Annotated in this window: 17 protein-coding genes and 1 tRNA gene; 4 read left to right on the top strand and 14 right to left on the bottom strand. The window is 71.0% G+C overall.

Annotated elements, in window-relative coordinates; all coding sequences use genetic code 11:
• Nucleotides 1-12 precede the first annotated feature (12 nt).
• Nucleotides 13-525: a MarR family transcriptional regulator gene (locus RT054_RS16095; protein ID WP_312719929.1), complete on the top strand. Its 513-nt coding sequence runs from the start codon at nt 13-15 to the stop codon at nt 523-525.
• 70 nt (nt 526-595) lie between these two features.
• Here the strand turns inward: RT054_RS16095 and RT054_RS16090 are convergent, their stop codons facing one another.
• The 5 genes from RT054_RS16090 to metG form a co-directional block, all read right to left on the bottom strand.
• On the bottom strand, nt 596-2407 hold the full coding sequence (locus RT054_RS16090; RefSeq protein WP_313025568.1) for an ABC-F family ATP-binding cassette domain-containing protein: 1812 nt from the start codon (nt 2405-2407) through the stop codon (nt 596-598).
• Nucleotides 2408-2685: 278 nt separating this feature from the next.
• Nucleotides 2686-3606 (bottom strand): 4-(cytidine 5'-diphospho)-2-C-methyl-D-erythritol kinase, encoded by a 921-nt coding sequence (locus RT054_RS16085; protein ID WP_312719933.1) that lies wholly within the window; start codon nt 3604-3606, stop codon nt 2686-2688.
• Nucleotides 3607-3695: 89 nt separating this feature from the next.
• Nucleotides 3696-4649, bottom strand: coding sequence for a 16S rRNA (adenine(1518)-N(6)/adenine(1519)-N(6))-dimethyltransferase RsmA (gene rsmA / locus RT054_RS16080; RefSeq protein ID WP_312719934.1), 954 nt, complete (start codon nt 4647-4649; stop codon nt 3696-3698).
• Entirely contained in the window at nt 4646-5506 is an 861-nt protein-coding gene (locus RT054_RS16075) for a TatD family hydrolase (protein WP_312719935.1), read from the bottom strand. Before RT054_RS16075 ends, rsmA begins: the two co-directional genes overlap by 4 nt.
• Entirely contained in the window at nt 5499-7349 is a 1851-nt protein-coding gene (metG, locus tag RT054_RS16070; RefSeq protein ID WP_313025565.1) for a methionine--tRNA ligase, read from the bottom strand. The genes RT054_RS16075 and metG overlap by 8 nt, the downstream gene beginning before the upstream one ends.
• Nucleotides 7350-7566: 217 nt before the next feature.
• Here metG and RT054_RS16065 point away from each other — a divergent pair, with 217 nt between their 5' ends.
• Together RT054_RS16065 and RT054_RS16060 are read left to right on the top strand one after the other, a co-directional pair.
• The gene (locus RT054_RS16065; protein WP_312719941.1) at nt 7567-9267 is read left to right on the top strand and encodes a sodium-dependent transporter; all 1701 of its coding nucleotides are present in this window, start codon (nt 7567-7569) and stop codon (nt 9265-9267) included.
• A complete protein-coding gene (locus RT054_RS16060; protein WP_312719943.1) occupies nt 9264-9419 on the top strand; it encodes a methionine/alanine import family NSS transporter small subunit in 156 nt (51 codons plus the stop codon). The genes RT054_RS16065 and RT054_RS16060 overlap by 4 nt, the downstream gene beginning before the upstream one ends.
• A 109-nt stretch (nt 9420-9528) precedes the next feature.
• On the opposite strand, the gene RT054_RS16055 is transcribed toward RT054_RS16060, so the two are convergent.
• From RT054_RS16055 to rsmI, 5 genes are all read right to left on the bottom strand, one after another.
• Nucleotides 9529-10281: a succinate dehydrogenase/fumarate reductase iron-sulfur subunit gene (locus RT054_RS16055; protein WP_312719944.1), complete on the bottom strand. Its 753-nt coding sequence runs from the start codon at nt 10279-10281 to the stop codon at nt 9529-9531.
• The gene (locus RT054_RS16050; RefSeq protein ID WP_312719946.1) at nt 10278-12293 is read right to left on the bottom strand and encodes a fumarate reductase/succinate dehydrogenase flavoprotein subunit; all 2016 of its coding nucleotides are present in this window, start codon (nt 12291-12293) and stop codon (nt 10278-10280) included. The genes RT054_RS16055 and RT054_RS16050 overlap by 4 nt, the downstream gene beginning before the upstream one ends.
• A 13-nt stretch (nt 12294-12306) precedes the next feature.
• Complete coding sequence (locus RT054_RS16045) at nt 12307-12957, bottom strand: succinate dehydrogenase cytochrome b subunit (RefSeq protein ID WP_396837328.1); 651 nt, start codon at nt 12955-12957, stop codon at nt 12307-12309.
• A gap of 352 nt (nt 12958-13309) precedes the next feature.
• Nucleotides 13310-14425: an alanine dehydrogenase gene (gene ald / locus RT054_RS16040; protein WP_313025560.1), complete on the bottom strand. Its 1116-nt coding sequence runs from the start codon at nt 14423-14425 to the stop codon at nt 13310-13312.
• Between the two features lie 264 nt (nt 14426-14689).
• Nucleotides 14690-15562 (bottom strand): 16S rRNA (cytidine(1402)-2'-O)-methyltransferase, encoded by an 873-nt coding sequence (rsmI, locus tag RT054_RS16035; protein ID WP_313025557.1) that lies wholly within the window; start codon nt 15560-15562, stop codon nt 14690-14692.
• Between the two features lie 151 nt (nt 15563-15713).
• Between rsmI and RT054_RS16030 the strand changes: the two genes are divergently transcribed.
• Nucleotides 15714-17300: a phospholipid carrier-dependent glycosyltransferase gene (locus RT054_RS16030; protein WP_313025554.1), complete on the top strand. Its 1587-nt coding sequence runs from the start codon at nt 15714-15716 to the stop codon at nt 17298-17300.
• 73 nt (nt 17301-17373) lie between these two features.
• Here the strand turns inward: RT054_RS16030 and RT054_RS16025 are convergent, their stop codons facing one another.
• The 4 genes from RT054_RS16025 to RT054_RS16010 all read right to left on the bottom strand — a co-directional run bounded on the left by RT054_RS16025 (nt 17374) and on the right by RT054_RS16010 (nt 20760).
• Nucleotides 17374-19047, bottom strand: coding sequence for a PH domain-containing protein (locus RT054_RS16025; protein WP_312719953.1), 1674 nt, complete (start codon nt 19045-19047; stop codon nt 17374-17376).
• Nucleotides 19044-19805, bottom strand: a complete 762-nt coding sequence (locus tag RT054_RS16020) for a PH domain-containing protein (RefSeq protein WP_313025551.1) — start codon at nt 19803-19805, stop codon at nt 19044-19046. Before RT054_RS16020 ends, RT054_RS16025 begins: the two co-directional genes overlap by 4 nt.
• 85 nt (nt 19806-19890) lie before the next feature.
• On the bottom strand, nt 19891-20553 hold the full coding sequence (locus RT054_RS16015) for an alpha/beta hydrolase (protein WP_312719957.1): 663 nt from the start codon (nt 20551-20553) through the stop codon (nt 19891-19893).
• A gap of 142 nt (nt 20554-20695) precedes the next feature.
• A tRNA-Ala gene (locus tag RT054_RS16010) sits at nt 20696-20760 on the bottom strand.
• Between the last annotated feature and the right edge of the window lies 1 nt (nt 20761).

Genomic DNA, 20761 nt, shown 5'->3' with positions numbered 1-20761 from the left:
GAGAGGCGACACGTGCAGGCCGCGAACTCCGCCCACGGCGACGAGGTCGACCGCATCGTCCGCGCCTGGGGTCAGGAGCTCCCCGAGCTCGACGTGGCCCCCATGCAGGTCCTCTCCCGCGTCACCCGCCTGGCCCGACACCTCGAACGCGCCCGCGCGGAGGCGTTCTCCGCCCACGGGCTCGAGGGGTGGGAGTTCGACGTCCTCTCCGCGCTGCGGCGGGCCGGCGAACCGTACGAGCTCTCCCCCGGCGCCCTCGTCCAGCAGACCCTCTCCACGAGCGGCACCACGACCAACCGCATCGACCGCCTCACCGCGCGCGGCCTGGTCGAACGCCGCCCCGACCCCAACGACCGCCGCGGCGTCAAGGTGCACCTGCTGCCGCCCGGTGCGGCTGCGGTGGACGGCGCCCTGCACACCCTCATGAGTCACGAGCAGCAGATGCTCTCGGGATTCGGCGACGCCGAGCGCGACGCCCTCGCCGACTCCCTGCGCCGGCTGCTCCTCCCCCTCGACACCCACTGAGCCAGACCCACCAAGCAGACATCCCCCTGAGGACCGCGGCGTCGCGCCCGACCGCCATCGGGCCCGGGGCTCACTCCACGAGTTCGGACAGCTCCAGCCACTGCTCCTCGAGTCCGGCCATCTCGTCCTCGAGCACTCGCAGGTCGTCGGCCCGGGCGCGGAGCCCCTCGAAATCGGACTGGTCGTGGGCGGCCATCTGCGCGTGCAGCTTGTCGATCGCGGCGCCGGTCTTCGTCATGCGGCGCTCCAGCGCCCCCATCTCCTTCTGCGCCGCACGCCGATCCGCGGCCGAGACCTCGCCCGCCTCCGCGCCACCTGCGACCCCGTCGGGGCGGGCAGCATCCCCACCGCTCCCGCCCGCCGACGCGCGCGACTGCTGTGCGTGCCGCAGACGGAGGTACTCCTCGACCCCGCCCGGCACGTGCCGCAGCCGGCCGTCGAGGATCGCGTACTGCTGGTCCGTGACCCGTTCGAGCAGGTAACGGTCGTGGCTCACGACGATGAGCGTGGCCGGCCAGCCGTCGAGGAGGTCCTCGGTGGCGGCGAGCATGTCGGAGTCGACGTCGTTGGTCGGCTCGTCGAGGACGATGACGTTCGGTTCGGAGAGCAGGAGCATGAGCAACTGCAGTCGCCGCTTCTGCCCACCGGAGAACTCACCCACCCGCGTCGAGAGCTGCTCACGGGCGAACCCGAGCCGTTCGAGGAGTTGCGCGGGAGTGTGGTCCTTGCCGTCGATCGTGAACGTCGTGCGGTGGCGGGCGAGGACCTCGCGCACCCGGTCGCCCGCGATCTCCTCGAGCTGGGAGAACTGCTGGTCGAGAATCCCGATGCGCACCGTCTTGCCGCGCTTCACCCGGCCCGTCGTGGGCGGGATCGTGCCACACACGAGACCGAGGAGCGTCGACTTGCCGGCGCCGTTGGCGCCGAGGATCCCCGTGCGCTCACCAGGGCCGATGCGCCACGTGACGTCCCGCAGCACCTCCTTGTCGCCATAGCTCACCGAGACGTTCTCGACGTCGACGACGTCCTTGCCCAGGCGTGCGACGGCCATCCGCTGCAGCTCGATCGGGTTGCGCACCGGGGGCACGTCCGCGATGAGCTGGTTCGCCGCCTCGATGCGGAACTTGGGCTTGCTCGTCCGGGCCGGGGCGCCGCGGCGGAGCCACGCGAGCTCCTTGCGCATGAGGTTCTGGCGTTTGGACTCCGTCGCCGCGGCGATGCGGTCCCGTTCGACACGCTGGAGGACGTACGCGGCGTACCCACCCTCGAAGGGCTCGACGAGGCCGTCGTGCACCTCCCATGTCTCCGTGCAGACCTCGTCGAGGAACCACCGGTCGTGGGTGATGACCATGAGCCCGCCCGCGTTGCGTGCCCACCGGTTCTTGAGGTGCTCGGCGAGCCAGGCGATGCCCTCGACGTCGAGGTGGTTCGTCGGCTCGTCGAGGGCGATGACGTCCCAGTCCTCGACGAGCAGGGCCGCGAGCGCGACCCGTCGCCGCTGGCCACCGCTCAGCTCGCCGATCCTGGCCCCCCACGGCACGTCGGAGGCGAGCCCGTCGATGACGTCGCGGATCCGCGCGTCCCCGGCCCATTCGTGGTCGGCCCGATCCCCGACGATCGCGTGCCCGACGGTCTGCTCCGGGTCGAGGTCGTCGCGCTGATCGAGCACGCCGAACCGGACCCCACCGCGCCGCGTGACCCGACCGGCCTGCGGCTCGATCGTCCCCGAGAGCATCCCGAGCAGGCTCGACTTGCCGTCGCCGTTACGGCCGACGATGCCGATGCGGTCCCCCTCCTCGAGCCCCAGCGTGATCGAGTCGAACACGACCTTCGTCGGGTACTCCAGGTGCAGGCCCTCGGCCCCCAGCAGATGCGCCGCCATCGATGCCTTCCTTCGGCGCGCCTCGGCACGCCCCGTTCATGACCGGAGCCGATCCTCCCACCCGGCCCGCCTTCGAGGCCAACGACCCCGCCCGGCCACTCCGACCCGGCGCCGCCGCGATGTGGCAACAACCACGGAATCGATCCCCACGACCACATCCCCCACGCCCGCCACCAGCACCGATCCCCACCGGAGCCCATCCCCGAGCCGTCGACTCCGCCGACATTGCCACATCGACACCACGACCCCCTGGTGGACCGAACTTCCGGTGAGTGCCGTCAGCCGACGATCTGGGCTCCGGGCACGGGGCCGACCGCGGTGTGCACCCGCGTGGCCGCGCCCGAGTTGACCAGCGCCGCAGCGAGATCGCAGGCCGAGTGCCGGTCGGTGGCGAGGAAGACGATCGTCGGGCCCGAACCCGAGACGAGCCCACCCTGCGCGCCGAGCATGAGGCCGGCATCGCGCACGGACTCCAGTTCGGGGCGCAGCGAGAACGCCGCCTCCTCGAGGTCGTTGTGCAGGCAGGCGGCGAGGGCCTCGACGTCACCCTGCCGGAGGGCGGCGAAGATCTCGGGCGAGGGAGAGGGCTCCGCGAGTTCGCGTTCCCCTCGGAGACGGTCGATCTCGCGGAACACCGACGGCGTCGACAGCCCGCCCTCGGCCTGGACGACGACCCACTCGTACTCCCCTCGGGTCAGCGCGGGGACGACGTTCTCGCCGCGACCGGAGCCGATCGCGGTGCCACCGACGAGCGCGAAGTTGACGTCGCTGCCGAGGCGGGCGGCGTAGTCGTGCAGTCCGTCCGCCCCGAGTCCGAGGCCCCACAGGCTGTCGCACGCGAGGAGCGCCCCCGCGGCGTCGGCCGAGCCTCCGGCCATGCCGCCGGCGACGGGGATCTGCTTGCAGACGTGGACGTGCACCGGGGACGCCTGCTCGACGTGCGCGCCGGCGAGCATCTTGGCAGCGGCGAGGGCGAGATTGGAGTCGTCCTCGGGGACGAGGTGGGCGTCGATCCCCTCGACGGAGATCCCCCATTGCTCGGCCGGGGTGACCGTGACGTGATCGACGAGGTCGACGGCGTGGAAGACCGTCGCGAGGCCGTGGTAGCCGTCGGCGCGCGGCGGACCCACCCGCAGCTCGAGATTGATCTTGGCGGGCACCCGGACGGTGACGCTGGCAGGCTCGGGCGCGGACGTCATGGCCACACCCTAGAGCCTCCCCGAGACCTACCCGTCGGGAGAGTCGTCCGGTTCGAGACGAGCGGCCCAGCGCCCACGATCCGCCACCCTCAGCCGATCGGGGGGCCCGGCGGATGCGGTGCCGAACCCGGTGACGCCGAGCCACCCGGTGGAGTGCGGTCGGTGACGAGATGCGCCGCGAGACGGGTGAAGGCCTCGACATCGAGCTGTTCGCCCCGGGCGCGGGGGTCGATGTCGGCGGCGACGAGCGCGGCCTCGGCCGCCGGGCCGCCGCCGGCGAGCCCCGACAAGGCGGCACGCAGAGTCTTGCGGCGCTGGGCGAAGGCGGCGTCGACGACGCGGAAGACGTGCTCCCGCGTCACCTCGCGGCCGTCGACCTCACGCACGTCGGCGGGCAGGTCGCCGCGGCGGACGATCTCGACGAGGCCGGAGTCGACGTTGGGCGCGGGCCAGAACACCGACCGTCCGACGGTGCCGACGAGACGTCCCTGCCCGTACCACGCGGTCTTGACGCTCGGGACCCCGTACACCTTGGATCCCGGTGCGGCGCAGAGCCGTTCGGCGACCTCGAGTTGCACCATGACGAGCACCCGGGCGATCGTCGGGAAGCGCTGGAGGAACTGGAGGATCACCGGCACCGACACGTTGTACGGCAGGTTCGCGACGAGCGCCGTGGGCGCGGGGCCGGGCAGTGCCTCGACGGCGAGGGCGTCGGCGTGGACGACCTCGAGGCGGTCGAGGCGAGCGGGCGCGAAGGCGGCGACGGTCTGCGGCAGGCGTGCGGCGAGGACGGGGTCGACCTCGACGACGACGACATGCGCGACCTCCGGCAGCAGGGCGAGGGTGAGAGACCCGAGCCCCGGCCCGACCTCGACGACGACGTCGTCCGGCCCCACGCCGGCGAGACGCACGATGCGACGCACGGTGTTGGGATCGACGACGAAGTTCTGCCCCCAGGACTTCGTGGGGCGCAGGCCGAGGAGCGCTGCGATCTCGCGAACGTCGCGGGCCGAGAGCAGCCGGTCGGGCGCGGCGTCGGTCACCACGGCCCGTAGACCTCCTCCGAGGTGTCCGACACGACCTTGCACAGGTCGGCGACCGACATCGTCAGCACGTCGGCCATCGCCCGCACGGTGTGCGCGACGAGCATCGGCGCGTTGACCGCGCCGCGGTGCGGCGCCGGCGTGAGGTAGGGGGTGTCGGTCTCGACGAGGAGTCGCTCCGTCGGCACGACCGACAGGGCGTTGCGCAACTGGCGGGCGCTCTTGAACGTCACCGTGCCCGCGAAGCTCAGGTAGTAGCCGCGCTCGACGCACTCCCTCGCCATCGCCATGTCGCCGGAGAAGCAGTGGAGCACGGTCTTCTCCGGGGCCCCCTCCTCGGCGAGGATGCGCAGGACGTCGTCGTGGGCGTCCCGGTCGTGGATCTGGAGGACCTTTCCGGTGCGCTTGGCGAGCTCGATGTGCCGGCGGAAGGACTCCTGCTGCGCGTCGCGACCCTCGGGTCCGGTGCGGTAGTAGTCGAGCCCGGTCTCGCCGACGACGCGGATGCGGGGGTGCGCGACGAGACGCTCGATCGTCGCGTACGCCTCCTCCAGATCGCCGCGCCCCGCGTGGACCGGAGCCTCGTTGGGGTGCAGGGCCACCCCGCCCAGGATCGCCGGGTGCGCGTCCACGAGGTCCGCGGTGAGCAGGGCCGAGTCGAGGTCGCAGCCGATCTGCACGAGGCGGTCCACGCCCACGGCGCGGGCGTCGGCGACGAGCCGTTCGACATGGGCGTCAAGGTCCAGCCCCGCCGAGGCGACGTCGTCGTCCCGACGGATGTCGAGGTGGGCATGGTTGTCGACGACGGGCAGCGGCAGCGGGTCGGGCCGCGCGGGCGCCGGCCGGGCCTCACTCATCGTCGCCGCGCAGCCGGGCGAGTTCGGTGTCGACGACCTCGGGGTCGAGCTTGGTGAACACCCCCGACGGCTTGGAGATCGCCGCTCCCACCCGCACCGGGGTCGACTCCCAGCGGGGGAACGCCGAATAGTCCCCCGTGATGATCGGGTAGTCCCGCACGGGCGGCAGCGTGCCCTCGGCGCCGACGAGCCGCAGGTCACCGGCGTCGAGGTCGGTGACCTCCTCGATGCGCGGCATCGGGGTGAGGGTGCCCTCGCCGCCGAGGACGGCGTCGATGCGGTTGCTCGCGTGCGGCAGGAACGGGCTGAGGATGAGGTTGAGGTCGCTCACGCACTGGGCGAGGACGTGCAGGATCGTGAGGAGGCGGTCGCGCTGGTCCTCGCCCTTGAGCTTGAACGGTTCGGTGCGCGAGACGTAGGTGTTGACCTCGCCGACGAGCCGCATGGCCTCGGTGATCGCCTGCCGTTGCCGGTGTCGCTCGATGAGGCCGCCGACCGTGTCGAACCCGCCACGCACCGCCGCGAGGATCTCCTCGTCGGGGGGCTCGGTGGCGCCCAGCGGCGGGATCTCCCCGACGTTCTTCGCGATCATCGCCGCCGTGCGGTTGACGAGGTTGCCCCACCCGGCGACGAGTTCGGAGTTCGTGCGCGTGACGAACTCGGCCCACGTGAAGTCGGAGTCCTGCGTCTCGGGTCCGGCGGCGCTGATGAAGTAGCGCAGGGCGTCGGGCTGGTAGCGCTCGAGCATGTCGCGGACGTAGATGACGACGCCGCGGGAGGAGGAGAACGCTCGGCCCTCCATCGTCATGAACTCGCTCGCGACGACCTCGGTCGGCAGGGTGAGGTCACCGAACACGCTGGGCTCGCCGCCCTTGTCCCCGCGCCCCATCGACCCGAGGAGTTCCGCCGGCCAGATCTGGGAGTGGAAGGTGATGTTGTCCTTGCCCTGGAAGTAGCAGGAGACCTGGTCCTCCGCCTCCCCCGGGGTCCACCACTCGCGCCATCGGTCGGGTTCACCGAGACGCCGCGCCCACTCGATCGACGCCGAGAGGTACCCGATGACCGCGTCGAACCACACGTACAGCCGCTTGGCGGGCTGCTCGCTCCACCCCTCGATCGGGATCGGGATGCCCCAGTCGATGTCGCGGGTCATCGCGCGCGGCTTCATGTCGGTGAGCAGGCCCTGACTGAACCGGATGACGTTGGTGCGCCACGTGCCGGTCGCCTCGCGCTCGTCCAGCCACGCGGACAACGCCTCGGCGAGGGCGGGCAGGTCGAGGAAGAAGTGCTGGGACTCGACGAACTCCGGAGTCTCGCCGTTGATGCGCGAGCGCGGGTCGATGAGCTCGGTGGGATCGAGCTGGTTGCCGCACGTGTCGCACTGATCGCCGCGGGCGTCGGTGGCGCCACAGATCGGACACGTGCCCTCGATGTAGCGGTCGGGCAGCGTGCGCCCCGTCGACGGCGAGATCGCCCCCGAGGTCGTGCGCTCCACCATGTACCCGTTGGCGTGCACGGCGCGGAACAGCTCCTGCACGACGGCGTAGTGGTTGCGCGTCGTCGTGCGCGTGAAGAGGTCGTAGGAGAGCCCGAGGCCGACGAGGTCCTCGACGATGATGCGGTTGTTCTCGTCGGCGAGCTCCATCGGCGTCATGCCCCGCTCGTCGGCGGCGACGAGGATCGGGGTGCCGTGCTCGTCGGTGCCGCTCACCATGAGCACGTCGTGACCCGCCATCCGCATGTACCGGCTGTACACGTCGGAGGGGACACCGAAGCCGGCGACGTGGCCGATGTGACGGGGGCCGTTGGCGTACGGCCAGGCGACAGCGGAGAGGACCTTCATGCCCCGATCCTAGTTCCCGCCGCCGCCCGCCCCGGAACGCCGTTCACCGACGCCACGGGTGTCCGAGGTGGTCGGACACCCCGGGCGGGAAGACGCGGGCACTAGGGTTTGACCGCTGACTCGACGCCGGAGACGGACCCCGGTCTCCCGCAAGACCTCCCGACACCCACGGGAGGCCGTCGCCACGATCCCACCGCCTGAGAGAGAGACACCTCCCATGAGTTCACCCGTGACGAAGGGCGCGGCACCGCCACGCGAGCAGTGGTCCGGCCAACTGGGCTTCCTGCTGGCCGCGATCGGCTCCGCCGTCGGCCTCGGCAACATCTGGCGCTTCCCCGGCGTCGCCTACACCAACGGTGGCGGCGCCTTCCTCATCCCCTACCTCGTCGCCCTGCTCACCGCCGGCATCCCGATCCTGCTGCTCGACTACGCGCTCGGTCACCGCTATCGCGGGTCGGCGCCGGCGGTGTTCCGGCGTCTGCACCGGCGCGCCGAGGCCCTCGGCTGGTTCCAGGTGCTCATCGCGTTCGCCATCTGCATGTACTACGCCGTCGTCATCGCCTGGGCCGCCTCCTATGTGCGGTTCTCCTTCACCAAGGCGTGGGGTTCGGACCCGGTGTCCTTCCTCGTGGGTGACTACCTTCAGGTCAGCGATCCGACGATCACCTTCGACTTCGTCCCGGGCGTGCTCGTGCCGCTCGTCCTCGTCTGGGTGGTCGTGCTGCTCATCATGGTGGGCGGGGTGCAGAAGGGCCTGGAGAAGGCGAACAAGCTGTTCATCCCCCTGCTCATCGTCCTGTTCACGGGCCTCGTCGTCCGCGCCCTCACCCTCGACGGCGCCGTCGAGGGTCTCAACGCGTTCTTCACCCCGGACTTCGCCGCACTCGCCGATCCGGGTGTGTGGATCTCGGCCTACAGCCAGATCTTCTTCTCGCTGTCCATCGCGTTCGGCATCATGCTCACCTACGCGAGCTACCTGCCGCGCCGCGCCAACCTCGGCGGTACCGGACTCGTCGCCGCCTTCGCCAACTCCTCCTTCGAGATCCTCGCCGGCATCGGCGTGTTCGCCACCCTCGGGTTCATGGCCACCGCGCAGGGGACGACCGTCGACAAGCTCGAGGGCATCACCGGTGTCGGCCTGTCGTTCATGACCTTCCCGGCCCTCATCAACGAGATGCCCGGCGGCGAGATCTTCGGGGTCCTGTTCTTCACCTCGCTCGTGCTGGCCGGACTCACCTCGATCATCTCCCTGCTCGAGGTCGTCACCGCCGCCTTCCAGGAGAAGTTCGACCTGGGTCGCGCCGCGGCCGTCGGGACGATCGGCGGCGCCATCGCCGCGCTGTCCGTCCTGTTCTTCTCCACGACCAGCGGCTTGAACCTCCTCGACGTCGTCGACAAGTACGTCAACGAGGTGGGCATCGTCACCTCGGCCGTCGTCATGACACTGCTCATCACCTACGGCCTGCGTCGCCTCGGGGTGTTGCAGCGCCACCTCAACGGCATCTCGAGCCTTCCCATCGGGGCGTGGTGGCGGGTGCTCGTCGGCGTGATCACGCCGATCGCGCTCGTCATCATGCTCTCCGCGACGGCCCTCGACCTCGTGCGCAACGGCTACGGGGACTACCCCGCCTGGTTCACCGACACGTTCGGGTGGGGCATGGTGGGCGCGATCGCGGTGGGCGCCATCCTGTTCAGCCTCATTCCGTGGCGCACCGACGTCGACGCCCACACCGAGCCCGACGAGGACGAGGGGTTGCCGGTCCACACGGTCCTGCCGCCCGAGGAGGCGACCTACGGGCACCCGCACGGGCGTCACCCTGACGCGTCCTACCACGCCGGCACCGACCCGAGCGTGGCGCAGCCGCCGCGGCTCCACCACGACCCCCAGCCCAACGACCCCGAGGACCCTCGCTCATGACACCCCTCGCCCTGACGTTCCTCGTCCTGTCCATCACCCTCGTGTGGGGTGGCCTGGCACTCTCCATCGTCGCCCTCGTCCGCAGCTCCCGCGCCACCGCCGCCGAACTCGGGGAGACCGATCACGACGGCGTAGGCCCCGACCGCCGCTGACCGCCAGGTGCCGGGGTGAGGGCTCGCCTCACCCCGGACCAGACGCCGGAACGGCCCGGATCCCCCTCACGGGGGATCCGGGCCGTTCTCGGTGGGCCGTCAGAACGCCTCAGACGCGGCTGGGGGCCTTGCGCACGTCGGCGTTGAGGGTGGAGATGACGTCCATCGGGATGTCCTTGGGGCACGCGGCCGCGCAGGCACCGATGTTCGTGCATCCGCCGAAGCCCTCGGCGTCGTGCGTGTTGATCATCGCGAGCGCACGCTTCCACCGCTCGGGCTGACCCTGGGGCAGCTCGGCGAGGTGGGTGACCTTCGCGCCGGTGAACAGCATCGCCGCCGCGTTGGGGCAGGCCGCGACGCAGGCGCCGCACCCGATGCAGGCCGCGGCCTCGAAGGCACGCTCGGCCTTGCTCTTCTGCACGGGCACGGAGTGCGCCTCGGGCGCCGAGCCGGTGTTCGCGGAGATGAACCCGCCCGCCTGGATGATGCGGTCGAGGGCGCTGCGGTCGACGATGAGGTCCTTGATCACCGGGAACGCCTCGGCGCGCCACGGCTCGATCGTGATGGTGTCGCCGTCCTTGAACGAACGCATGTGCAGCTGGCACGTCGTGGTGTTGCCGCCGGTGCCGTCGTTGCCGTGGGGCTTGCCGTTGATGACGAGCCCACACGCACCGCAGATGCCCTCGCGACAGTCGCTGTCGAAGGCGATGGGCTCCTCGCCCCGCTCGTTGAGCTCCTCGTTGAGGATGTCCAACATCTCGAGGAAGGAGCTGTCCTCCGACACGTTGTCGAGCTTGTAGCTCTCTGCGCGGCCCGCGTCGAGCGGTCCACGCTGACGCCAGATCTTGAGGGTGATGTTCACTTGTAGCTCCGCTGCTTCATCTCGATGAACTCGTACACGAGGTCTTCCTTGTGGAGGACCGGTGGCTGGTCGTCCCCCGTGAACTGCCACGCCGCCACGTACGCGAACTCGTCGTCGTGACGCAGCGCCTCGCCGTCCTCCGTCTGACTCTCGGCCCGGAAGTGCCCACCGCACGATTCGCGGCGGTGGAGGGCGTCGATGCACATGAGCTCGCCGAGCTCGAAGAAGTCGGCGACGCGGCCGGCGCGCTCGAGACTCTGGTTGAGCTCGTCGGCGCCACCGAGGACGCGCACGTTGCTCCAGAAGTCCTTCTTGAGCTCACGGATGCGGCCGATCGCGTACTTGAGACCCTCCTCGGTGCGCTCCATGCCGCAGTACTCCCACATGATGTGGCCGAGTTCCTTGTGGTAGCTGTCGACCGAGCGGGTGCCGTTGCAGGTGAGGAAGTGCTCCACGCGACGACGCACGCTCTCGGCGGCCTCGACGACCTCCGGGTTCCCCTCCTCGACGGCCGGGTACGGGCCGGCGGCGAGGTAGTCACGGATCGTGTTGGGGAGCACGAAGTACCCGTCCGACAGACCCTGCATGAGGGCCGAGGCGCCGAGGCGGTTGGCGCCGTGGTCGGAGAAGTTGGCCTCACCCGCGACGAACAGGCCGGGGATCGTGGACTGCAGGTCGTAGTCGACCCAGAGTCCGCCCATCGTGTAGTGCACGGCCGGGTAGATGCGCATCGGGACCTCGTACGGGTTCTCACCCGTGATGCGCTCGTACATGTCGAAGAGGTTGCCGTAGCTCGCGGAGACCTTGTCCTTGCCCAGGCGCTGGATGGCCTCGGCGAAGTCGAGGTACACCCCGCGGCGGCCCTGACCCTCGATCTCCGGACCGACGCCGCGGCCCTCGTCGCACATGTTCTTCGCCTGGCGGGAGGCGATGTCGCGAGGCACGAGGTTGCCGAAGCTCGGGTAGATGCGCTCGAGGTAGTAGTCGCGGTCCTCCTCGGGGATCTGCCGCGGGTCCTTGTCGCAGTCCTCCTTGCGCTTGGGCACCCAGATGCGCCCGTCGTTGCGCAGGGACTCGCTCATGAGCGTGAGCTTGGACTGCTGGTCGCCGTGGACCGGGATGCACGTCGGGTGGATCTGCGTGTAGCACGGGTTGGCGAAGTAGGCGCCCTTGCGGTGCGCACGCCAGGTCGCCGTGACGTTGCAGCCCATCGCGTTCGTCGACAGGAAGAACACGTTGCCGTACCCGCCCGAGGCGAGGACGACGGCGTCGGCGAGGTGGGTCTCGATCTCGCCGGTGACCATGTCGCGGGCGATGATGCCGCGGGCGCGGCCGTCGACGATGACGAGCTCGACCATCTCGTGGCGGGCGAACATCTCGACGGTGCCGGCGGCGATCTGACGCTCGAGCGCCTGGTAGGCGCCGATGAGCAGCTGTTGACCCGTCTGGCCACGGGCGTAGAACGTGCGGGAGACCTGCACGCCACCGAACGAACGGTTGTCGAGCAGACCGCCGTACTCACGTGCGAAGGGCACACCCTGGGCGACGCACTGGTCGATGATCGACGTGCTCACCTCGGCGAGGCGGTAGACGTTGGACTCCCGGGCGCGGTAGTCGCCGCCCTTGACCGTGTCGTAGAAGAGACGGTAGATCGAGTCGCCGTCCTCCTTGTAGTTCTTGGCGGCGTTGATGCCACCCTGCGCGGCGATCGAGTGCGCGCGGCGCGGGCTGTCCTGGTAACAGAACGCCTTGACGTTGTAACCCGCCTCACCGAGCGTGGCGGCGGCGGCGCCACCGGCGAGACCGGTGCCGACGATGATGACCGACAGCTTGCGGCGGTTGGCCGGGTTGACGAGCTTGGCGTCGAACTTGCGCTGGCTCCAGCGCCCCTGGATCGGGCCCTGCGGCGCCTTGCCGTCGAGGAGCGGGTCGCCCTCGCGGTACAGGCCGTGGACCAGGTCGCCGACATCGGCGGTGGTGGAGGGGGCTTCCTCGGTATACGTGTGTGACATTGCTGAGATCGCCTTACTTGATCATGCCGAACTGGATGGCGAGCGGCGGGATGAGGAACCCGATGACGACGAGGCCGGCGACGACCGCCGCGGTCATCTTGGCCGTGCCGCGGGCCTTGGCGGTGTTGGTGAAGCCGAGGGTCTGGCAGGCGCTCCAGACGCCGTGGTGCAGGTGCAGGCCGAGGGCGATCATCGCGAGCACGTAGATGAGGGTCAGCCACGGGGTCTGGAAGGCGGCCACGACCATGGCTGCGGGCGAGCTCACCGGGTCGGTTCCGACGTAGAAGGACCGAAGCGTGAACTGCAGCAGGTGGAAGACGATGAACAGCAGGAGCGCCACACCGCCCCACCGCATCGTGCGCGAGGAGACGGCCGTGTGCATCGCGTCCTTGACGAGGTAGCGCTGCTGCCGGGCGCGTCCGGCCCGACCCCACAGGGTGAGGGCGGAGTACACGTGGGCGATGAGCGCGATGATCAGCGTGATGCGGAAGATCCACAGGAAGCCCGAGTACGGGAGCATCGGCTCGCCCAGGATGCGCAGGTGGTGCGCGTAGGTGTCGAACTGCTCATGTCCCGCGAGGATCTTGAGGTTGCCGTACATGTGCATGAGCACGAAGAGGACGAAGTACAGGCCCGAGACGGCCATCATGATCTTCAGACCGATGGACGACCGAGCCGAACTCCGTTGCTTTGTCAGAGTCGTTGTAGCCACGAGCGAAGCCTGCCCTGTTCTGCGAGTCGAGTGTGGGGGTAGTGCCTCCTCCACAGCGGGGCGGAGGTGGGTCGCGCTGCGGCCGCTACACGGTCGAGCACCGGACGTCAGCGTAGTGTCCGCCTCGATCCTAATTGCTTTCAGGGCTGGTCGGCGGACGTTGGTCCCTCGCGATTCGGCGGATCGGCGACCGGCGGACGAACCGCGACGAACGTCCCTTTCGCCCCACCGTGACACCCCGGGACACGACGACGCCGCCTCCGCATGCGGTGTGCGGAGACGGCGTCGCAGCGGTGGGAGACGCTCAGGCGAGGGCGTCCTCGACCGCCGTGTAGGGCAGGTCGAAGGCCTCCGCGACGGCCTCGAACGTGAGCGCGCCGTCGTTGGTGTTGAGGCCGGGGGTGAGCGCCGGCACCTCCTCGAGTGCGGCCCGCCAGCCGAGGTCGGCGAGCTTGACCGCGTACGGCATCGTCGCGTTCGTGAGCGCGTAGGTGGAGGTGTGCGGCACGGCGCCCGGCATGTTGGCGACGCAGTAATACGTGGAGTCGTGGACCTGGAAGACCGGGTCGTCGTGGGTCGTGGGCCTCGAACCCTCGAAGCAGCCGCCCTGGTCGATCGCGATGTCGACGAGCACCGATCCGGGCTTCATCCGGGCGACCATGTCGTCGGTGACGAGCTTCGGCGCCTTGGCGCCGGGGATGAGCACGGAGCCGATGACGAGGTCGGCCTCGGCCACCTGCTGCGCCACCGTGAGCCTGTTGGAGGCGAGCTGGTGGATACGGCCCGACCAGCGCCAGAAGACCTGCCGCAGCTTGTCGAGGTCGGTGTCGAGGATCGTCACGTCGGCGCCCATGCCGACCGCGATGTTCGCGGCGTTCTGACCGGCGACGCCCCCGCCGAGGACGACGACCTTCGCGCTCGCCACGCCACCGATGCCGCCCATGAGCACGCCGCGTCCGCCGTAGGCGCGCATGAGGTGGTGCGCGCCGACCTGCGGGGCGAGGCAGCCCGCGACCTCCGACATCGGGTAGAGCAGCGGCAGCGAGCCGTTGGTGAGCTGGACGGTCTCGTACGCGATCGAGGTGGTGCCGGCCTCCATGAGGCGTTCGGTGAGCGGACGGTCGGCCGCGAGGTGGAGGTAGGTGAAGAGCGTGAGGTCCTTGCGCAGGTATTGGTACTCCTGCTCGATGGGCTCCTTGACCTTGAGGATCATCTCGGCGTCGCCCCACACGTCGTCGACCGAGTCGACGATCCTCGCGCCCTGCTCGACGTACGCCTCGTCGGGGATCGAGGAGCCCAGGCCGGCGCCCTTCTGCACGTGGACGTCGTGGCCGTGCTGGACGAGCTCGTGCACGCCCGCGGGGGTGATGGCCACCCGGTACTCACGGTTCTTGACCTCGGCGGGAACTCCGATCTTCATGGCACACTCCTTCGACCGTTCGACCAGGGCCGTTCCACCCTGGGGCCCCCTGCGGGGTCACCGCCCGGGCCGATGTGCTCAGGCTAGGTGGGGAGCCGTGCCGGTGTGAGGCGTTTCCGAGAGATCGGGGCCTTTCGCCCCCGCGGCACCGCCCACCCCCGCCCGAACCTCGTGCGTTCCCGGCCGGAGCGGGCGTCAGGGCGGCGGAAGGTGCGCGCGAGAGCAGGTCCCCGCGGCCGGGGAGGGGTCGAGGATGATGGGACGTCAGCGGCGACGAGCGGCCACGGCGGCGTCGTAGAGCTGCGGGGCGGGGATGCCCGCGGCCGACCCCACCGCCTTGCACGCGTCCTTGAGTCGCTCTCCCGCCTCGACGCGGCCGAGGACGTCGGCGAGCGCCGCGTCGGGGTCGAGCCGGATGGTGCCGGCGCCCTCGACGACGATCGTGATCTCGCCGCGGACCTCACCCTCCGCCCAGTCGCGCAACTCCCCGAGTCCGCCGCGGCGGACCTCCTCGTAGGTCTTCGTCAGCTCTCGACACACGGCCGCCCGCCGGTCCTCCCCGAAGACGTCGGCCATGGTCGCCACCGTCGCCGCGAGCCGGTGCGGCGCCTCGAAGAACACCATCGTCCGACGCTCGTCCGCGAGATCCTCGAGACGCCGGCGGCGTTCCCCCTGCTTGCGGGGGCAGAACCCCTCGAAGCAGAACCGGTCGGTGGGCAATCCCGACAGCGCGAGCGCGACGAGCACGGCACTCGGGCCGGGCAGGCACGTCACCGGCACGTCGGCCTCGACGCATGCGGTGACGAGGCGGTAGCCGGGATCGGAGACCGAGGGCATTCCCGCATCGGTGACGAGCAGCAGCCGCTCCCCCGCCTGCATGCGGGCGACGAGCTCGGGGGTGAGGGCGGCCTCGTTGTGCTCGTGGTAGGCGACGACCCGCCCCTTGAGCGGGATCTCCAGCATCGCGGCCAGCTTCTTGACCCGGCGGGTGTCCTCGGCCGCGACGAGGCTCGCCTCCCGCAGCGCCTGGACGAGCCGCAACGAGGCGTCGAGGGGGTCGCCGATCGGTGTGCCCGCGAGCGTCAGCCCCGCCCGAGTCGTGCGCGAACGGAGGGGGACGTCGGGCGACTCGGTCATGCCCGGAGCCTAACCAGCCGCGCACACGCACCGGGCGCCCGCGCGCCGGAGCCCGCGCGCCGGGTCCCCGCGGACGTCCGACGACACACCCTGACGCGCGGGGGCCCGCAGGTCGGTTCGTGCGTCGAGGCGCCCCCGTACGATGACGGCCATGAGCGAGACCGATCGGTTGCGAGCGCGGCTGCTCGGCCATCGCCCCACGGACACCCTGTACGGCTGGCTCGGCGCCCTCCTCGTCGCGGCCTTCGGCGGCGTGCTGCGCTTCTGGCGTCTCGGGCAACCCGACACGCTCGTCTTCGACGAGACGTACTACGTCAAGCAGGGCTGGTCACTGCTGCAGCACGGCTACGAGGCCAAGGTGCTGCCGGAGCTCGCGAACGCCACCCCCGGCGTCGACGACGTGTGGGCCTCCGGCACGCCCGACGTCTTCGGCACCGAGGCCGACTTCGTCGTCCATCCCCCGGTGGGCAAATGGGTCATCGCCGCGGGGGAGCACCTCGTGGGCGTCCAGGACCCGATGAGCTGGCGCCTGGGCGTCGCCGTCCTCGGGACGCTCTCGATCCTCATGCTCGCCCTCGCCGCGCGACGCCTCTTCGGGTCCACCGTGCTCGGGCTGTCGGCCGGGCTCCTGCTCGCCGCCGACGGCCAGCACCTCGTGCACTCCCGCACCGGGCTGCTCGACATGTCGGTGATGTTCTTCGCACTCGGCGGGTTCTGCGCGCTGCTCATCGACCGCGACACCTCCCGAGAGATCCTCGCGCGCAAGGTCGGTGGGCATCTCGACGCCGGCGGCGGATTCGATGCGCCGATGATGTCCCACGGCCCGTGGCTCGGGCTCCATCCCTGGCGGTGGGTCGCGGCGATCTCCCTCGGCCTCTGCATCGGCACCAAGTGGTCGGGGCTGTACTTCCTCGCGGTGTTCGGGCTCATGACGGTGTTCTGGGACATGGGCGCACGCCGGGCCGTGGGTGTCCGGCACTGGTGGCGCGGCGCGATGCTGCGCGACGCCCCGCAGGCCGCACTAACCCTCGTCGGCGGCGCACTCGCCACCTACGTCGCCACGTGGGCCGGGTGGTTCGCGACCTCCGGCGGGTGGAACCGCCAGTGGGCCCAGACGCACCCCGCCTCCGGGCTCATGCGCGTGGTCCCCGACCCCCTGCGCTCCCTCGTCGACTACCACGAGCGGATGTGGGTCTTCCACGTCGGCCTCTCGACCCCGCACACCTACCAGAGCAATCCGTGGTCCTGGATGCTGCAGTCGAGGCCCACGTCGTTCTTCTACCAGGGCTCCAAGCAGGGCGATCCGGGGTGCGCCGTCGCCGAGTGCAGCCGCGCGATCCTCGACCTCGGCAACCCGGTGATCTGGTGGACCGCGACCCTGGCCCTCGCGGTCCTGGTGTTCACGTGGGCGTTCGCGCGGGACTGGCGGGCCGGGGCCGTCCTGTCGGGCTTCGTCGCCGGGTACCTGCCGTGGTTCATGTACCAGGGACGCACGATCTTCACCTTCTACTCCGTGGCGTTCGTGCCGTGGGTCGTCCTCGCCGTCGTCTACCTGCTGTCCCTCGTCCTCGGACGCCCCGACGCACCGCGACGCCGACAGCGCCTCGGCCTGCTCGCCTGGGCGGCGTTCGTCGTGCTCGCCATCGCCGTGTTCGCGTTCTTCTGGCCCATCTACGTCGGCGAGGTCATCCCACGGGACGACTGGTCGATGCGCATGTGGTTCCGCTCGTGGATCTGAGCGGGTCCGTGCACCCGTCGCGGGCGCCGGCAACCGGCTGGACCCGAACCGCGCCGCCACACTGATCTGCGTCTCACGTGCCCGCCGGCACCGATTCCCCTCTCCGGGCAGGAGTGGTCGTCGCCCCCGCGGCGGTGCCCCCCGCATCCCCGCGCGCCATGAACTGCTCGGCCACGCCCGGTGTCGCGCAGCGCACGACCGCCTCGACCAGTTCGAGCGGGAGGTCGAGGATGTCGACCGAGTCGTCGCCCGCGGCGATCGTCGCCGCGAGCGTGACGAGGCCGGCGCGGCGCTGCCAGAAGCTCTCGGTGATGTTCCACCCGATGATCGCCGAGGTCCGCACGACCGTCGTCGTCTCGGGGAACAACCCGCTGCGGCTGACGAGGTGGCCGGCGACGACCTCGTGACCGAGTCGCCGGTAGCGGGACTCGGCGAGCAACGGCGCGAGGAGGACCGGAAGCGCGGCGAGCCCGAACAGCCATGGGGTGAGCGAGAACCACCAGGCCGCCGCGGCGACCGGCACCGTGACGAGGAGACCGGAGGTGAGGGCCCGCGTGTGTCGACGCCGACGTGCCCGCCCCCCGTGTGACCTCAGGGCCGTCTCCAGCGGCGCGGACACCCCGAGGACGTCGGCCGCGACGCGCCGCACCTCGGTGAGGGGTGCCGGCGGGACGAGGAGGTCCGAGGCCGAGCCGGAGGTCTCGTCGCCGGTCAGGCCCGTGACGAGGGCGCTCGCACGGCCACCGCCGACGAGACGGAGCAGGAGCGGGCGCTCGATCTCCACCCCGCGCAGTCGCCGCTCCTCGATGGTGGTGAGTCGTGTCGTGAGGAGCCCGCGGCTGACCCCGAGGGTGCCTCGCGCGTGCCGGGTGAGGTGATACCCCCAGAACCGCAGGATGTAGGACGCGACGGACGCGAACACGACGAGGCCGAGCCCGAGGACGATCCCCCCGGCCACGAGGGCCGTCGCGGTGAGGCCGAGGACGTAGTCGATCGCCGAGTGGCCGAGTTCGGAGTCGACGACGCGCTCGCCGAGGTCGTTGACGAACTGGGAGAGGAAGCCGACGGCGGCGAGCACGGCGACGAGGCCGGTGAGGGTGAACGGCGCGAACCGGATCCACGACGGCGACAGCCGCGAGATCGTCGCCTCCTCGGGTCCGTCCGTGAGCGCGGCTCCGCCGACGCCCGTGACATCGCCCTCGCCCGCGCCGTGCCCGCCCGCCTGCTCCTCGCGGGCGACGTGGAGCAGCTGGGTGCGCAGCGCGCGGGCGTCCGCGGCCGCGAGGCCGGGGAGGACGAACGGTGACTCCGTGCCCGTGCCGACCTTGACCGACGCGAGCCCGAGGATGCGCTGAAGCGGAGAGGCGGTGACGTCGACGGTGCGGGTGCGGTCGATCCGCGCGGTGAAGGTCTTGCGGACGACGATGCCCTGCCGCAGGGTCAACTGCTCGCTCGTGATGCGGTACGTGGTGGTGTACCAGGCCCACACACCGACCACGATCGGCGCGACGACGGCGGCGAGGTTCCACCACCACGGCGTCTCGTCACGGGCGCCGCCGGCGACGAGCACGACGATGATCGCGGGCAGGAACTGCCCCACGGCCTGCAACGGCTGGACGATGAGCATGCGCCGGTCGAGGCGACGCCACCCCGTGTCCCCACCGGCGTGGTCGACGGCGGCGGCGACGTCCGAGGTGGGGGCACCTGTCGGCGGTCCGGGAGGAAGGGAGGGGCCGGGGACGGTCATGTGGCGTCGCCACGCTCCTTGGCGGTGATCCTCGTGAGGTCGGCGACGAGCTCGTCGACGGTCGTCTTCTCCAGCCCTGCGATCCGCAGGGGCCCCGCCGCCGACGCGGTCGTGACGGTGAGGGTCCCGAGCCCGAAGAGCTGCTCCACGGGACCGTACTCGCTGTCGACGGTCTGGATCCGCGAGATGGGCGCGATCCGGCGCTGCTGGAAAAGCCAGCCGCTCTGGGTGTAGACCGCCGAGTCGGTGACCTCCCACCGGTGCACCTTGTACCGCCACGACGGGATGACGACGACCGAGATGAGACCGAGGACGAGGACGGCGGCCGCCGCGATGCCCTGCCACAGGCGGTGACCGTCGTCGAAGAACATCCACACGGCGAGAGCCACGACGGGCACGACCCACATGAACAACTCGGACAGCCGCCACATCATCGTGGCCCGCGGGCTCACCCGGTGGGCGGGTCGGCGCAGGCGCAGCTCACGCAGCTCGGGATCGTCGAGGTCGCGAGCGCTGGGGGTCGCGGAGGGCGAGGGAGCCCCGGCCGCCGGAGCGCTCACCGCGCTCGCACCGGGCCACCCCGCGCCGGGGTGCGTCGAGCGGGGGCGCTGCCCCGGCCACGCGGGAACCTCGGGCGCGATCGACCGGCGCCCGGCCGCGCCGGGCCAGGAGTCCGGCGGTCGGGGAACCCCCGGTGTCGACGAATCCATCTGGCCCTCCTGGTCGTGCGGGTCGTCCTGCATCGCGCCGCCCCTCATGGGCGCGCTCCCCCAGGGTCCCACGAGCGGGCTCGCGGGGTCGTCGTCCTCACGCCGCAGGCACGGCGGATGCGACGGACCGGTCTCACCCCCGTGGGCGCACCCCGATGAACTCGTAGAGGGCGGCGTTGACGTCGGCGGGACGTTGGGTGTGCGGGGAGGCGCCGGCGCCGCGCACGACGACGGTGCGGACGTCGGCCTCCGTGGCCTGCCGGGTGAACGCCTCGGCGGCGGCGCGGCCCGCGCGATCCCTCTCCCCCACGAGGAGGAGCACCCGCGCGCGCAGCTCGGGGAGGCGACCCCACAGGTCGACCTCGGCGATCTCCTCGAGCCCCCGCAGGGCGCGATTCTTGTCGACCCCGCGGGCCGCGAGCATCCGACGCGGGATGAGCGAGGTGAGTCGTCGTTGCGTGCTCGCGCCGGCGGCGGCCGCGAGGCCCGGCCCGGCGACGACGAGGTCGACGGGCAGATCGGGCCTGCTCAGCGTCACCTCGAGGCCGACGAGGGCGCCCTCACCGACCCCGAACAGGGTCGTGCGTGGGGCACCGGACAACTCGATGGACATGGCGAGGTCCGCTGCGGCGGAGACGAGGTCGAACCGCTCCCCCGTGGCGCCCGGCCGGGCACCGCGTAACCATGGCGCGCTGCCCTGCAGATCGTCCGGCATCGCGGAGACCTGCTCGCCGAAATCGAGCGGCGTCGACAGGAGTCCGTGGACGAACATGAGCATCGGCTTCGCGGGCGTCACCCCGTGAGTCTAGGCGGGGATCGACGCGCCGCGGCGGCTTCACGCGCCACCGCGACACCGGAGCGACGGGGCGCGTCGGCGCGGCGGTCGCGTGGCCCTGACATGCGAAAACCCCGCCGACGTCGACGGGGTTTCTTGCCGGTGGAGCTGAGGGGATTCGAACCCCTGACCTTCTCATTGCGAACGAGACGCGCTACCAACTGCGCCA

It is taken from the genome of Mobilicoccus sp., from assembly GCF_032060985.1.
In the GTDB taxonomy this organism is placed as follows: Bacteria; Actinomycetota; Actinomycetes; order Actinomycetales; family Dermatophilaceae; genus Mobilicoccus.
The sequence above is the reverse complement of the archived record's forward strand: the minus strand, read 5'-3'. Positions and strand labels throughout refer to the sequence as shown.

Excerpts from the sequence above, each read along its gene's own strand:
- RT054_RS16090 (WP_313025568.1), bottom strand. The coding sequence starts at position 2,407 with ATGGCGGCGCATCTGCTGGGGGCCGAGGGCCTGCACCTGGAGTACCCG.
- RT054_RS16085 (WP_312719933.1), bottom strand. The coding sequence starts at position 3,606 with ATGACGTCCGCGCCCGAGCCTGCCAGCGTCACCGTCCGGGTGCCCGCC.
- RT054_RS16075 (WP_312719935.1), bottom strand. The coding sequence starts at position 5,506 with ATGAGTGAGGCCCGGCCGGCGCCCGCGCGGCCCGACCCGCTGCCGCTG.
- metG (WP_313025565.1), bottom strand. The coding sequence starts at position 7,349 with ATGAAGGTCCTCTCCGCTGTCGCCTGGCCGTACGCCAACGGCCCCCGT.
- RT054_RS16065 (WP_312719941.1), top strand. The coding sequence starts at position 7,567 with ATGAGTTCACCCGTGACGAAGGGCGCGGCACCGCCACGCGAGCAGTGG.
- RT054_RS16060 (WP_312719943.1), top strand. The coding sequence starts at position 9,264 with ATGACACCCCTCGCCCTGACGTTCCTCGTCCTGTCCATCACCCTCGTG.
- RT054_RS16050 (WP_312719946.1), bottom strand. The coding sequence starts at position 12,293 with ATGTCACACACGTATACCGAGGAAGCCCCCTCCACCACCGCCGATGTC.
- ald (WP_313025560.1), bottom strand. The coding sequence starts at position 14,425 with ATGAAGATCGGAGTTCCCGCCGAGGTCAAGAACCGTGAGTACCGGGTG.
- rsmI (WP_313025557.1), bottom strand. The coding sequence starts at position 15,562 with ATGACCGAGTCGCCCGACGTCCCCCTCCGTTCGCGCACGACTCGGGCG.
- RT054_RS16030 (WP_313025554.1), top strand. The coding sequence starts at position 15,714 with ATGAGCGAGACCGATCGGTTGCGAGCGCGGCTGCTCGGCCATCGCCCC.
- RT054_RS16025 (WP_312719953.1), bottom strand. The coding sequence starts at position 19,047 with ATGACCGTCCCCGGCCCCTCCCTTCCTCCCGGACCGCCGACAGGTGCC.
- RT054_RS16020 (WP_313025551.1), bottom strand. The coding sequence starts at position 19,805 with ATGAGGGGCGGCGCGATGCAGGACGACCCGCACGACCAGGAGGGCCAG.